The sequence below is a fragment of the Pseudomonas sp. JS425 genome (genome assembly GCF_018223845.1).
GTDB lineage: Bacteria > Pseudomonadota > Gammaproteobacteria > Pseudomonadales > Pseudomonadaceae > Aquipseudomonas > Aquipseudomonas asiatica.
In genome coordinates this window covers 37,851-51,322 of the sequence record NZ_CP073662.1, presented here as the reverse complement: position 1 = coordinate 51,322, position 13,472 = coordinate 37,851, and the positions used below count along the sequence as shown (strand labels likewise).

At 58.8% G+C, this 13,472-nt stretch carries 14 protein-coding genes and 4 pseudogenes; 6 read left to right on the top strand and 12 right to left on the bottom strand.

The window, feature by feature from the left end:
- Nucleotides 1–78: 78 nt before the first annotated feature.
- The gene (locus KDB76_RS29225) at nt 79–813 is read right to left on the bottom strand and encodes a LysE family translocator (RefSeq protein WP_212632302.1); all 735 of its coding nucleotides are present in this window, start codon (nt 811–813) and stop codon (nt 79–81) included.
- 19 nt (nt 814–832) lie between these two features.
- Here KDB76_RS29225 and KDB76_RS29220 point away from each other — a divergent pair, with 19 nt between their 5' ends.
- The 3 genes and pseudogenes from KDB76_RS29220 to KDB76_RS29210 all read left to right on the top strand — a co-directional run.
- Nucleotides 833–1,318, top strand: coding sequence for an Lrp/AsnC family transcriptional regulator (locus KDB76_RS29220; protein WP_041167258.1), 486 nt, complete (start codon nt 833–835; stop codon nt 1,316–1,318).
- 120 nt (nt 1,319–1,438) lie between these two features.
- Nucleotides 1,439–1,768, top strand: a pseudogene (locus KDB76_RS29215) (PLP-dependent transferase); the annotation flags it as partial.
- A gap of 444 nt (nt 1,769–2,212) precedes the next feature.
- Nucleotides 2,213–2,578, top strand: a pseudogene (locus tag KDB76_RS29210) (transposase); the annotation flags it as partial.
- 52 nt (nt 2,579–2,630) lie between these two features.
- Here KDB76_RS29210 and KDB76_RS29205 read toward each other — a convergent pair.
- Together KDB76_RS29205 and KDB76_RS29200 are read right to left on the bottom strand one after the other, a co-directional pair.
- A complete protein-coding gene (locus KDB76_RS29205) occupies nt 2,631–3,257 on the bottom strand; it encodes a LysE family transporter (RefSeq protein WP_249206259.1) in 627 nt (208 codons plus the stop codon).
- A 64-nt stretch (nt 3,258–3,321) separates the two neighbouring features.
- On the bottom strand, nt 3,322–4,098 hold the full coding sequence (locus tag KDB76_RS29200) for an AraC family transcriptional regulator (RefSeq protein ID WP_212632301.1): 777 nt from the start codon (nt 4,096–4,098) through the stop codon (nt 3,322–3,324).
- 17 nt (nt 4,099–4,115) lie between these two features.
- Between KDB76_RS29200 and KDB76_RS29195 the strand changes: the two are divergent.
- The 3 genes and pseudogenes from KDB76_RS29195 to KDB76_RS29185 form a co-directional block, all read left to right on the top strand.
- Nucleotides 4,116–4,385: pseudogene (locus KDB76_RS29195) on the top strand (recombinase family protein); the annotation flags it as partial.
- 31 nt (nt 4,386–4,416) lie between these two features.
- Nucleotides 4,417–4,809: pseudogene (locus KDB76_RS29190) on the top strand (recombinase family protein); the annotation flags it as partial.
- 3 nt (nt 4,810–4,812) lie between these two features.
- Nucleotides 4,813–7,779, top strand: a complete 2,967-nt coding sequence (locus tag KDB76_RS29185) for a Tn3 family transposase (protein WP_011005944.1) — start codon at nt 4,813–4,815, stop codon at nt 7,777–7,779.
- A gap of 245 nt (nt 7,780–8,024) precedes the next feature.
- On the opposite strand, the gene KDB76_RS29180 is transcribed toward KDB76_RS29185, so the two are convergent.
- The 9 genes from KDB76_RS29180 to KDB76_RS29140 all read right to left on the bottom strand — a co-directional run bounded on the left by KDB76_RS29180 (nt 8,025) and on the right by KDB76_RS29140 (nt 13,471).
- Complete coding sequence (locus tag KDB76_RS29180; protein ID WP_047306899.1) at nt 8,025–9,044, bottom strand: hypothetical protein; 1,020 nt, start codon at nt 9,042–9,044, stop codon at nt 8,025–8,027.
- 21 nt (nt 9,045–9,065) lie between these two features.
- On the bottom strand, nt 9,066–9,380 hold the full coding sequence (locus tag KDB76_RS29175) for a TrfB-related DNA-binding protein (RefSeq protein WP_047306900.1): 315 nt from the start codon (nt 9,378–9,380) through the stop codon (nt 9,066–9,068).
- A gap of 23 nt (nt 9,381–9,403) precedes the next feature.
- A complete protein-coding gene (locus KDB76_RS29170) occupies nt 9,404–9,826 on the bottom strand; it encodes a hypothetical protein (RefSeq protein ID WP_048388315.1) in 423 nt (140 codons plus the stop codon).
- 58 nt (nt 9,827–9,884) lie between these two features.
- Nucleotides 9,885–10,712: a DUF932 domain-containing protein gene (locus KDB76_RS29165; protein ID WP_047306909.1), complete on the bottom strand. Its 828-nt coding sequence runs from the start codon at nt 10,710–10,712 to the stop codon at nt 9,885–9,887.
- 226 nt (nt 10,713–10,938) lie between these two features.
- Nucleotides 10,939–11,121 carry a hypothetical protein gene (locus tag KDB76_RS29160; protein WP_047306910.1) on the bottom strand — a complete coding sequence of 61 codons (183 nt, stop codon included), beginning with the start codon at nt 11,119–11,121 and terminating at the stop codon, nt 10,939–10,941.
- A 21-nt stretch (nt 11,122–11,142) separates the two neighbouring features.
- Entirely contained in the window at nt 11,143–11,682 is a 540-nt protein-coding gene (locus tag KDB76_RS29155) for a single-stranded DNA-binding protein (RefSeq protein WP_047306911.1), read from the bottom strand.
- A gap of 24 nt (nt 11,683–11,706) precedes the next feature.
- Nucleotides 11,707–12,096, bottom strand: a complete 390-nt coding sequence (locus tag KDB76_RS29150) for a hypothetical protein (RefSeq protein WP_052960126.1) — start codon at nt 12,094–12,096, stop codon at nt 11,707–11,709.
- 660 nt (nt 12,097–12,756) lie between these two features.
- Nucleotides 12,757–13,023 (bottom strand): hypothetical protein, encoded by a 267-nt coding sequence (locus tag KDB76_RS29145; RefSeq protein WP_182330308.1) that lies wholly within the window; start codon nt 13,021–13,023, stop codon nt 12,757–12,759.
- Nucleotides 13,024–13,030: 7 nt separating this feature from the next.
- Nucleotides 13,031–13,471, bottom strand: coding sequence for a hypothetical protein (locus KDB76_RS29140; RefSeq protein ID WP_152690399.1), 441 nt, complete (start codon nt 13,469–13,471; stop codon nt 13,031–13,033).
- Between the last annotated feature and the right edge of the window lies 1 nt (nt 13,472).

The window sequence follows — 13,472 nt, the reverse complement described above, 5'->3', positions numbered from 1 at the left end:
TAGATTTAAGCTTTGATAAAATAACGCTAAAGGTTTCTTGCTCGCAATAAGTCAGGTTTTCTGTAGAAATTTATAGCACTAAGAGCTGAGCGCAACGCGTATTCCAAGCCCTACAAAAAAGGAAGGCATAATCCAGCGCTGGAGTATCTTAGCTGTTGGGCTATTTTTAATGATCGCTCCTACTGACCGGCCTATGGCTACAAATCCCAAGTCAAAGATTATTCCTGTAGTGACTAGGGTTAGGCCGAGTATGAAAAATTGATAGCTGGTATTCAAGCTTCCAGGTATCACGAACTGTGGAAGAAGCACGGAGCAGAATAGCAAGGCTTTGGGGTTTGTGATGTTCGTAAGCAATCCTCGAATGTAGGCGGGGATTAACTTGCGCAGCTCGCTATTTGAGGCGTTGTCTAAAGTCTCGGTAAGGTTTTTGGCATTGAATAGTTTGTACCCAAGCCAAACAAGGTAAGCGGCGCCTATTAATCTTATGGTCTCATACAAAAAAGGTGATTTCTCCAGAAGTGCCATAAGGCCCGCAGAGGCAATGGTGGCATGAATTGCTCGGGCTGTTGCCAGTCCAGCAATAACGGCTAGTGAGTTTTTCAGTTGCTTTGGCCCAGAGGATTGAAATATTAAAAGCATATCAGGGCCTGGGACAATATAAACAACTGCAAGTGCGCTTATAAATAATAGCATGTCGCCCATGTCGATGATCTCGCAGTGAGGTTCCAAAAATACTACCCTTGGGCCGCTTTTTTTTTCATTGCGTTTTGAGCTGTTGTAGCTATGGTTTTTGGCATACTCTGTATTTTTCATGGGGGTTGATAGGTAGGTTATGCCAAATTTTACGCTAGACAGGCTTGATCAGCGAATTCTAGGTGAGCTTCAGGCTGACGCGAGGCTTACCAACGTTCAGCTGGCTGAGCGGATAGGGTTGTCACCGTCTCCATGTCTCAGGAGAGTCCGGATGCTGGAGCAGGAGGGGGTGATCAAGAGCTACCATGCCTACCTAGACCGGAACAACGTTGGCCTCGGATTGACGGTGTTTGTGGGCGTCAAAGTGGAAAGGCACCAAGCTGAAAACTCGACGGCATTTCGCAATGCAGTGATATCGTTGCCAGAGGTAGTATCTTGCCACCTGGTGTCTGGAGAATCAGACTTCTTACTGCAGGTAGTGCTGCCCGACCTTAAGGCCTATGAGGAGTTCTTGCTTGGAACGTTGCTATCCCTTCCGGGCGTGAGTGATATCAGAAGCAATTTTGCTATTGCAACGGTGAAGGCAGAGACAGTTTTGCCTTTAGGGCATTTGAGCGTGAGTTAGCTGTAGGGTGTAATTATGCTCGCTTGCGAAATCTGTTGGACACTTTCCAAATTCAGTTTTGAACATATATGTGAATGCGGAGGTAGACGAATATCCAAGTGTTAGAGCGACATTGGTTATGCTGTCGAAGAAACATGGCCAGCACTGCGTGCAGCCTATGATGCAATGGCGATGCTCCCTAGGCCAGAGGATTGTTTCCTTGCATTGAGAGGGCTTCGGACGATGCATCTGAGGCTGAAGGAGGCTGAAGCACGTGCCTTGCAAGTCGCCGAATGGCTTAAAAACCGCCCTGAAATATCCAGAGTCCTGCATCCAGCATTTCCCGACTGCCCAGGGCATGAGAACTGGAAGCGCGATTTCAAGGGCTCTTCTGGGCTCTTCTCTGTGGTCTTACAACCTGGTTACTCCAAGCAGGACGTAGCACGGATGCTGGACAACATGTCCATTTTCGGAGGTGGAGCCAGGTATTACCGTTGACGAGATCGTGGGGGCCAAAAACCTTCAGGCAGACATTGAGCGTCATAGTGTCTCGTCGCGGGAGACTAAGTACGTTAGTCAAGCGAGTTAGCGTATCGCGACGTTATAGGCGCATGCTTTTCTCTGAGAACAGATCTGTGTGGATATGTGTCGCGGCCATTTCGCTGTTGCCCAGTAGCATTTTTATGCATAAACGAATGGCAGTTCGGCACTGCTCAGCAGTGAGGTTTGGCGTTGCAGGGCGGGCGAGCTCCGTTTTGCGTATTTGGCATCACTCGGACTACTCGCCGAGATTGGAAGATAGCTTTCAAGGTTTTAATGCGCACGCCAGCAGCGATACTGATATGCAGTGCTGAGGTGAAATTTTTACAGAAAGATTCTGCTGCAAGCCTCAAGGATTTAGGTTTGACCGCCCACGAGATCGGCGCATACCAGACGAGTGCCCGGTCACGCGATCAGCAGCCCACGGCCCTGGCACCGGCAGAGCCGCCCGCCACCGAGCGGGTGGCCACCGTCACCCTGCGCCTCGCGGTGGCGAACAACAGCAAGTTCGTGCGCGGCCGGAAGCGGGCCACGGAGAACATTGAGCGTTACTGTCTGACCTTCTACGGCATGAAGCGGCTGGAGACTGGTCACTACGAGCTGAGCATTCCCTATCGGAGCGACGCCGAGTTGGACAAGACCGTGCAGGACCTGCTGACTGAGATCAGCCAGGAAGCTGACATGCGCAACTGTTTTGTCGAGATGGACGCCTGGGAAGAAGGCACCGAGCGCAGGTGGTAGGGCTTAAGTGCACTTTCTGTTCCATTGCTCCCCAAACCCCACTATCGAGTGTTCAACCGAGCGTCCGGAACAATACCAGCCCTGCGAAATAGGCGATTCCGACAGCACAGCCTATGTTGAGGATCGTCCACGTTCGAGGCCCGATGAAGCGGCGGGTCCATGCGATAGCTCCGGCACAGATGAAGCACCACAGCACCGAGGACGCCATGAAGCCCACAAGGAACACGGCGAATGCCGTCCAGCCGGGATTGGCAACGCCTAGCGCGGTGATGGTCCCGCCGAGCCCCGTCCAGTAGGTAATATTCTGAGGATTGGTGAGTGACAGTGCGGCTCCGGTCGTGACCGCTGATCGCCCACCAACGGTAGATGAGGAAGGATCAAAGGTAGGCATGGGCGACAGCCCATCAAGCAGCGCCTGCCATGCGATCCAGCCGAGAAGGATGGCGCCAACGATGGCAAGAGGCTTTTCGACATAGGGTATCGTGAAAAGCGCCGCGGCCCCGAGCAGGCCCAGAACAGCCCAAATGAAATCGCCTGCAAGCGATCCGATCTGCACGTCCAGAGCAGGGCGAAACCCTCCCCGCATCCCCCGGCGGAGACTCTCCGTGAAGATCGCGCCCGGCATGGCGTTAAAAAGTAAACCAAGGACAAAAGCATAGATGAAGAGTTCAGTCATCATGGTGCTCAATCAAGATTGAGCGTAGCTTATAACGATTGCCTCACCTATCGTCTTGAACGTGATTTCAGCCCTTTCGCCACCGACCGGGAGGAACGCCATATTGCGCGCGAAAGCGGCGCGTCAGATGCGCCTGATCCGCAAAGCCGAGATCTGCTGCAATATTGGCGATTTTGTCGCCTTTCAGCACGCGAACGCGCGCTTCATTCAACCTGCGATTTAAGGCCCAAGCGAACGGCGGTAATCCATAGGCGCGGGTGAAGGCTCGCACGAGTTGCACTGGTGTCAAATCAACCTCGGCCGACAGTTCCGCAAGTGTTGGCATTGGGGCAAGATCAGTCAGACAATTGGCAACTCGCCGGAGCGTGAGCGGTATATGCCGAGAAACAGTGGCCCGCCGCGATCCCGCCAGAGTTAGAAGATCATCTAGAGTCTGCACCAGACGCTCCAATGCCTCGGCCTCGGAAACGTCCGTGTCGAGCGCATAGGCAATCGCCGCCTTCATGCGGAGTGCGGCACCGCCATGCGTGAGGATAGGTCGGTCAAAGACCGTTTCCGGCGATAGGTCGAAGGCATCCGCAAGAAAGATGGGATCGACGTAGAGACTAAAGAATTCCCATTCGCCGCTGACAGCTTGGGAGCTTTGGATCTGCGCCGGGTTGTAGAGCGTGATTTCCCCTTCGCCCGCCTCAAGCGATTTCCTGTCGAGTTTGATCCGTTCATGGCCGCGCACATTGACACTAAGGACGAACTCGTCGTGAAAGTGCGGCGCAAAGTAATGTCCACCGCAATCGAGGCGGGCGACTTCCAAGTCTAAGAAATGGCGACGTGCGAAGGATTCCATACGTTTAGTATATCCAATCGCCGGGCGGGCGGCTCATCTTCCACGTGTTCGGCGCGCTGGGCCAGTTCGAGCGTGACCTGATCTGCGAGCGCACCAAAGCTGGGTTGTCTGCCGCTGCACTCGAGCTAAAGGGCGGGCGTAAACCTGTCGTCACCGCCGACAAGTTGCAGCGTGCGCGGGAACACATTGCCAACGAGCTGAACGTCCGCGAGGCCGCAACACTGCTCAAGGTAGGCAAGACTGCCCTATATGCTGCCTTACAATCAGGTAGTGCAGCCGACTCCTGATATTTAGTGCAGCCGCCCTCTGAAAGCGACAACCGTGGTAGTGCACAGCATGGATCGCCTGGCGCGCAACCTCGATGACCTGCGCCGCCTTGTGCAGAAGCTGACCCAGCGCGGCGTGCGTATCGAATTCCTGAAAGAGGGCCTAGTCTTCACCGGCGAGGACTCGCCGATGGCCAACCTCATGCTGTCGGTGATGGGTGCCTTCGCCGAGTTCGAGCGCGCCCTGATCCGCGAGCGGCAGCGTGAGGGTATCGCCTTGGCCAAGCAGCGTGGCGCGTACCGAGGCCGCAAGAAAGCCCTGTCCGATGAGCAGGCTGCTACCCTGCGGCAGCGAGCGACGGCCGGCGAGCCCAAGGCGCAGCTTGCCCGCGAGTTCAACATCAGCCGGGAAACCCTCTACCAGTACCTCCGCACGGACGACTGATACATGCCGCGTCGCTTGATCCTCTCGGCCACGGAGCGGGACACCCTGCTTGCGTTGCCAGAAAGCCAGGATGACATGATCCGCTACTACACCTTCAACGACTCCGACCTGTCGCTGATCCGCCAGCGGCGCGGCGACGCCAACCGCCTAGGCTTCGCGGTGCAGCTCAGCCTGCTGCGCTACCCCGGCTATGCGTTGGGCACCGACAGCGAGCCGCCCGAGCCGGTCATCCTGTGGGTGGCCAAGCAGGTTCAGGCCGACCCGGCGAGTTGGGCGAAGTACGGCGAACGCGACGTGACCCGCCGCGAGCACGCCCATGAACTGCGCACCTACCTGCAACTGGCCCCGTTTGGCCTGTCCGACTTCCGCAACCTCGTGCGCGAGCTGACCGAGTTGGCCCAGCAGACCGACAAGGGCTTGCTGCTGGCCAGCCAGGCTCTGGAGAGCCTGCGGCAGAAGCGGCGCATCCTGCCGGCGCTGAGCGTAATTGATCGGGCCTGCTCGGAGGCCATTGCGCGGGCTAATCGGCGGGTCTACCGCGCCCTGGTCGAACCACTCACGGACTCGCACCGTGCCAAGCTGGACGAACTGCTGAAGCTCAAGGCCGGCAGCAGCATCACCTGGTTGACCTGGCTGCGCCAGGCACCGCTGAAACCCAACTCTCGGCACATGCTTAAGCACATCGAGCGGCTGAAGACATTTCAGCTGGTGGACTTGCCCGAAGGGCTGGGCCGGCACATCCACCAGAACCGCCTGCTCAAGCTGGCCCGCGAAGGGGGGCAGATGACGCCCAAAGACCTTGGCAAGTTCGAGCCGCAGCGGCGCTACGCGACCCTGGCCGCCGTAGTGCTGGAGAGCACCGCGACTGTGATTGATGAGTTGGTCGATCTGCACGACCGCATCCTGGTCAAGCTGTTCAGCGGCGCGAAGCACAAGCATCAGCAGCAGTTCCAGAAGCAGGGCAAGGCGATCAATGACAAGGTGCGCCTGTACTCGAAGATCGGCCAGGCTCTGCTGGAGGCAAAGGAAAACGGCAGCGATCCGTACGCCGCCATCGAGGCGGTGATTCCCTGGGACGAATTCACCGAGAGCGTCAGCGAGGCCGAGCTGCTGGCCCGGCCGGAGGGCTTCGACCACCTACACCTGGTCGGCGAGAACTTCGCCACCCTGCGCCGTTACACGCCGGCCCTGCTGGAGGTGCTGGAACTGCGCGCTGCACCGGCCGCGCAAGGCGTGCTGGCGGCCGTGCAGACCCTGCGCGAGATGAACGCCGACAACCTGCGCAAGGTGCCGGCGGATGCCCCTACCGCCTTCATCAAGCCGCGCTGGAAGCCGCTGGTGATCACCCCGGAAGGCCACGACCGACGCTTCTACGAAATCTGCGCGCTGTCCGAGCTGAAGAACGCCCTGCGCTCCGGTGACATCTGGGTCAAGGGTTCACGGCAGTTCCGCGACTTCGACGACTACCTGCTGCCGGCAGAGAAGTTCGCCGCGCTCAAGCGGGAACAGGCCCTGCCCCTGGCGATCAACCCGAACAGCGACCAGTACCTGGAAGAGCGCTTACAGCTGCTGGACGAGCAGTTGGCCACCGTAACCCGGCTGGCCAAGGACAACGAGCTGCCCGATGCCATCCTCACCGAGTCCGGGCTGAAGATCACCCCGCTGGATTCTGCGGTGCCCAATACCGCGCAGGCGCTGATCGACCAGACCAGTCAGCTGTTGCCGCGCATCAAGATCACCGAACTGCTGATGGATGTGGACGACTGGACGGGTTTCAGCCGCCACTTCACCCACCTGAAGGACGGTGCCGAGGCCAAAGACAGGACATTGCTGCTGTCAGCAATCCTGGGCGATGCGATTAACCTCGGGCTGACCAAGATGGCCGAGTCGAGCCCCGGCCTGACCTACGCCAAGCTGTCCTGGCTGCAAGCCTGGCACATCCGCGACGAAACCTATTCGGCGGCCCTGGCCGAGCTGGTCAACCACCAGTACCGCCATGCCTTCGCCGCCCACTGGGGCGACGGCACCACCTCATCCTCCGATGGCCAGCGCTTCCGGGCGGGCGGCCGGGGCGAAAGCACCGGGCACGTCAACCCGAAGTACGGCAGCGAGCCGGGGCGACTGTTCTACACCCATATCTCCGACCAGTACGCACCGTTCAGCACCCGCGTGGTGAATGTCGGCGTGCGTGACTCCACCTATGTGCTCGACGGCCTGCTGTACCACGAGTCCGACTTGCGGATCGAGGAGCACTACACCGACACGGCCGGTTTCACCGATCACGTCTTCGCCCTGATGCACCTGCTGGGCTTCCGCTTCGCACCGCGCATCCGCGACCTCGGCGAAACCAAGCTGTATGTGCCGAATAGCGTCCAGGACTACCCGACATTGCGCCCAATGGTTGGTGGCACCCTGAACATCAAGCACGTCCGCGCCCATTGGGACGACATCCTGCGCCTCGCCAGCTCGATCAAGCAGGGCACCGTCACTGCCTCGCTGATGCTGCGAAAGCTCGGCAGCTATCCACGCCAGAATGGCCTTGCCGTGGCCCTGCGCGAGCTGGGCCGGATCGAACGCACCCTGTTCATCCTCGACTGGCTGCAAAGCGTCGAACTGCGCCGCCGCGTGCATGCTGGACTGAACAAGGGTGAAGCGCGCAACTCCCTGGCCAGGGCGGTGTTCTTTAACCGCCTCGGCGAGATCAGGGATCGGAGCTTCGAGCAGCAGCGCTACCGGGCCAGCGGCCTGAACCTGGTGACGGCCGCCATTGTGTTGTGGAACACGGTGTACCTGGAGCGCGCCACTCAGGGGTTGGTCGAGGTCGGCAAGCCGGTGAACGGTGAGTTGCTGCAATACCTGTCGCCGCTGGGCTGGGAACACATCAACCTGACCGGCGATTACGTCTGGCGGCAGAGCCGCAGGCTGGAGGACGGGAAGTTCAGGCCGCTACGGTTGCCCGGAAAACCTTAGCGTACGATTTTTTCCGAATTCTGCGGGCTCCCCTTGATTACCAGGTGGGATGGGCCGTCCCGGCCGTGAGGCCGGGCTAAGAGTTGCCCCCCTCGACCGTACGATACAAACGGCAAGCGGAGCGCGCAGGCCGAAGGCCGGAGGCGTGAGGATGGAAGCCCGAAGGGCCAAGACCCGGCGCGCTTTTGGCCGGGGCTTGGTTCACGACAGCCGGCCCCCGAAGGGGGCACGCACAAGCGGGGGAATCAAACGTCTTTCGGAGCCTGGCCAATTCGGGCGTCATGCCAACCTGGCCACTTTAGGAGGTTGTTCGGGCCGTTGCTGGCCAGCCATTTCTCAAGGTACGCCAGCTGCGTGGGATTCAATTCGGTGAGTCTTGGCAGGGTTTGAGTCGCTTCGACCTCGGCCTGCAGATCCAACACAAAATCAGGCCCCAGCTCGTCCAGCTTGGTCAGCACACCGTCAACGGCTTCAAGCAACTGGCGAGGATCACCGCCTCGATCAACGTACTCGCCCAGTAGGTCCGACCATTCATCCAGCTGCGCATCCCATTCCTCGGCTTCCTCGGTCTGCTGATTCAGCTGATCCGGGTCTATGGCTCTCATTCCATGCGCCCGCTCCAGCCAGTGATCAGCCAGCATGCGTTCATCGCTCCCGTTGCTGCCGAAGCGATCAGCGCGGGGCCTGCTGCCATAGTTCTGGATGCCGGCCAGGTCGCCAATAAAGCTTTCGAGCAGTTCCGCAGGTTTCATCTGGTGCCGGCGTGCTTCCCATTCGAATTCAGGCGGAATGCGCACGGAAACGACTTCCGTTTCATCTGGCACGAACTCGCCTTTAGCACCAGGCACAAGCCCTGCCGGCGCAAGAAAGCCGGTAGGTCGACTGTCGCAACGCCAACCGCATGTCATATGGGCGCGGTGGTGCGGCCACTTCCCATGGTTAAGCGGCACCATCTGATGTTCATCGTTCGTAGTGTCCAGCTCGTACACGCGGCGCAGGCTTTGATCCTGGTAAGCCCGGAAAATCATGGTGCCATATCCTTCCGCCGACGACGCAAAGGGCGCAGGCAGCACATAGCCCACTTTGCCTACGTCACTCTCATTCACGTAATGAGCGGCCCGCAACGTGTGCTGCTTTCCCTGGTACTCGATAACCAGATCAGCCGTTTTACCGTCCTCATTGATCTGGTTAGCAACCAGGGTGACGTTATGAATGGAAACTGAGTGAATCCGGTCAGCCTGGAAAATGAGTTCATCAGACGACATTTCGTCTCTCCTTGTGATTTTTCACTTCGATTTTTGGGGGGCAGGCTGGGGGAATGGCTTGGCCATTTCCCGCACCTGTTCGGCCAACTCGGGGGGCAGCCACACCAGGACGGGTACCAGCTCGCCGGCGCCCTGCTCTTCCAGGATTTTCCGCACACGCTTTACCGCTGCGTGCGCGGTCTGCTTGGTCATTCCCCTGGCCTCGGCTACGTCGGTGATGCGCTGGCCATCGACCAGAACGGCCTTGGCCACCTCTACAGTCGAGATGGCCAGGCGCTTGGAAGCAAACAGGGGCGCAACCTTTTTCCATTCTTCTTTGGTGTACATCGGCTGCATTCATCAGCTCCTAGTGTCGGTAGTCAATCAGCCGCGGCCCCCTGCTCGCGGATCCGCTGCCAGATCTCGCAATGCGTAATCGTTGGCAGCGCCAGGAACGTCCAGTAACGCCCGTTTGAACGGGCGTACACGCGCACCAGGTCGCCAATCTCGGGGGCCTGCAGTATGAACGAATCGCCGGCCTCGCCGGCGTTGTAATCGAGCACCTGAGCGCGGCTTAGCGCGAAGTCATACCGGGTTTCGGTGATGCGCGCCGGCTTGGTGCCGTGGGCGGCTTCCTGTGCTTGCAGAAAGCCTACTTCATCCCCCAGCACAGCGCCGGGGTGCCTTACCTGGATCTCTGGCAGCATGAGCCAGGTTCCGCGAGCGGCCCATACATTGGGGCCGATCTGGCGGGCGTAATCGATGATTGCGGTTTGACCAGGTACATAGAAAACTTTTTGCATGGCTGCGATCTCCTTGCATGGGGCAGACCGGGCGCGCTGCGCGCCCGGTCTTTGGCAGTTAGGCGGCTTGGCGCAGGTGCTGAGCCAGTACCCACAGGGCGCGATTAAGCTTTACGTCCTGATCAATGCCGGTCACGGCACGGGTGCTGGTACGGCGCCCTTGTTTGTTGCGGCCTCGCAGCCCTCCTTTGATGGTGTTTTCCTGTACGCGGTTGAAGGTCGACCAAAGGTCATTGGTAGCGTCTTCGCGGCGACGTGCTTCCAGCAGCTGGCGTGCAGTAACCGGAGCCGGGCCGTCTTCCGGGTCATAGCGGTAGGCAAGTGCAGCCTCGGCAAAAGCGTGCTGCAGGTCGTTGCCCAGCTGGATGCCCTTCATGGTTTCGCGTTGATCCTCGATCAGCTCGAACTGATTCAGGACTTCATACGCGCCCTCGATCACATCCCCGATAACGTCCTGACGACCGCTGTGGCGCACTTTCTGATCCATTGCCGCCTCGCCCAGCACCAGGCCATTGGCACACACGAAACGGAAGCAACCGCCCATCATCTGGTAGCTGCTGGTGCCGTCGTGGCTGTTTAGCAGGATGATTTCGTTGGCCTCTTTGGCAACGATGGTGTTGGCGTGACGCAGGCGGATCATGTGCTTGGTGTGCTCGCGCTTGTCGCTGTTACGCACGCGGGTTTGGCACGCCATGAACGGCATGAACCCTTCACTGCGCAGCGCTTCCAGTACGTCAACGGTGGGAATGTAGCGGTAGCGATCGGAGCGACTTTCGTGTGCTTCCTCGGCAAAGATCGAGGGGGCAACACGTGCGATCTCGTCATTGCTCAGCGGGCTGTCGCTGCGGACCATGCAAGGGTTACGGAAGTTGCTGGATAGACGCATTTTTGAATCTCCTTCGCGATTTGCCTGGAGCGGTTGCCGCCGCTGGTTCCAGGCTGTCGAGGCGGGATTGCTTCGACAGGGTTAGTATCGCAAAGGTACAAACCAAAGTCAACTATCAGTCAAATCTAATTTTACCTTTTTTCGATCAAAAACCCGGCTATTGCCGGGCTTCTTCGCTGGTGGTCGCGGCCTAAACCCAGCGCATACCAGGCTTAGGCCCCCCGCCCTACTCCTTGCCGCGTGCACGCTTGAGCAGGTCTTTCCAATACAGACTGACAGCTGCTAAGACCAACCCCAGCAGGGTGAGGCCCACCGCCCATTTAGGCGCAGGGTCGCCGGTGAAGCTGGAAAGCAGCAAAGGGCTTGAAACCAGGATTAAAACAGCAGCGAGAATGTGAAATTTACTCATTGCATCAGATCCTTTTGATGGTTATTGAAGGTGCCAATTGAAACGGTACGGATCCATGAACGGTATGTCGTCATCGAAGCTGTCAAAGTCAGCCGCTGGCTGCGGCGCCGGCTGTGCCGGGCGCTGCTGTGGTGGCTGTTGACGCTGGGCTTGCTGGCGGGGCGCCTGGTTGCTGCCGCCCTGGTTGTAAGGGTCGCCGCCCTGCTGCTGGTTTTGCGGGCGTCCGCCGAGCAGCTGCATGGTGCCGTTGATGTCAACGATGATTTCGGTGGTGTAACGCTTGATGCCGTCTTTTTCCCACTCACGGGTTTGCAGCTTGCCTTCGATGTAGCACTGCGAACCTTTGCGCAGGTATTCACCGGCGATTTCGGCCACTTTGCCGAACAGCGACACACGGTGCCACTCGGTGCGCTCGACCTTCTGGCCGGTCTGCTTGTCGGTCCACTGCTCGCTGGTGGCCAAGCTGAGGTTGGTCACGGCGTTGCCGTTGGGAAGGTAGCGGACTTCGGGATCCTGCCCACAAGTACCGACCAGGATTACTTTATTTACGCCACGGGCCATGATGAATCTCCCTTTCCGTCTGAATTAGTCGTTTTCGAAGCAACCGCAGGGGCAGGTCATGGCGTCCAGACCGTGCCAGCAAAGACCGTCTGCCTGACGCTGTGCTTCGATCTCACTGGAGGACATATAACCGTAAGCCTCGCGGGCATACGCAAAAACTTCTGCCACTCCCTCGGCTAACTCGTCGGTACCGAACTCGATAACCATGCTCGCACAGAAAGCGTTATGCACCATGGTGTCATAGGTGGGGAAGCGCTTACATGCCGCGCCGTAGAGATCGTCAACCTTGCGCTCCATCGCCTCGATGCTCGAATCAACGGCAGGCGTCCAGATCTTTCGGGCAAAGCTCAAAAAGTCGGCTGGGGTGAGCCAGTTGTGGAAGCTGAGGGCGGGGGCTTGAGCGGTGATAGTCATGCGAAACCTCCTTCGCGATTTACCTGGAGCGGTTGCCGCCGCTGGTTCCAGGACCGCCGAAGCGGGATTGCTTCGACATGAGTAGTATCGCGCAACGCCTAACCAAAGTCAACTATTGGTCAAATCTAAATTGACCGTTTGTCTTGTTTCTCGCACGCGAGAAATCTGCATTTCCTTTGCACTGAACGCTTGACTGCTTTACCGAGCTGCTTTAATGCCGAGCGTGGGGCGCGGGAAACAAACGCTTTTCAAAGCAGCAGCCGCGAAGCGGATGCAGCCTTGCTCTTTGGGAATGGAAGCGCGCCACTGCTGGGTGGATCTGCTCGGCAGCCTTCGGTAGGACGCGGTAAGCCCGGACTATCCAGAGCCAGGCCGCGTGCAAGGGGACCGTGGAATACCGCAGGGAGCGTAGCGAGCGAGGATATGCCGCGAAAGCCCCTTGCAGGCAAGGCCTGGTGGCGGATAGGCCATTGGGGCGTCCGCTTCCTACCGATGGTTGCTGAGCTAGCCGCAGTGGTTGCCCTGGAACGACCGGCAAGCGGAGCGCGCAGGCCGAAGGCCGGAGGCGTGAGGATGGAAGCCCGAAGGGCCAAGACCCGGCGCGCTCTTGGCCGGGGCTTGGTTCACGACAGCCGCCCCCCGAAGGGGGCACGCCCTTCATCAAGGCGCAGCGGCGTTCTCGATGTTGCGTGCGGTGCTGGGCGAAGCCTCGGGAGGTATAAACACCTTGATGCGGTTTGGCGCCGAAATCGGGGAACTAGCGGGGGAATGCTCCTGCATGTAACGCGCCTTCTCTTGGCTTTTCTGCTCAATGCGACGATTAGTCATGTGCCGCGATGCGTACATTTCCACCACGAAGATGAGGATGCCCCCAGCGACACAAAGGACCACGGGTAATCTGCTCCGACGTTTGGTGATGCGATTCATGGCGACCTCAATTGTCCAGGCGCAAACCGCCAGCTTTGAGGCTGGCCAACTCGCTCAGAAGCAGTTCGCGTTGGGACGGCGTGATCTTGTTCAGATACTGCAGTTTGGCTAGCGCAGCGGCCACAGCGCCATATCCCATAAGCGGGTATGTCGGATCCGTAGCACGCCGGCGCGTCGAGTCTTCCAAAAGATCCAACGCCTGGCCCAGCGCATTGAATTCCAGTCGGATCTTCGAGAGCGAGGTGGGCCGGCTGACCAGGTGCGGGAAGTAGTTGGCCAGGGCAGGACGGTCGGAGTCCATCAGGGTTTGAACGCCCAGCTCCAGATCCTCACGTGCGACCCCCGTGGCTGTAGAAAGCGCCCTTTCGATTTCGGCAACCGAGGCTGTTTCAAGCCACAGCAGCACATCGAGATAGGCGCTCAATTCCTGTTCCGTTCTTTCGTCCATG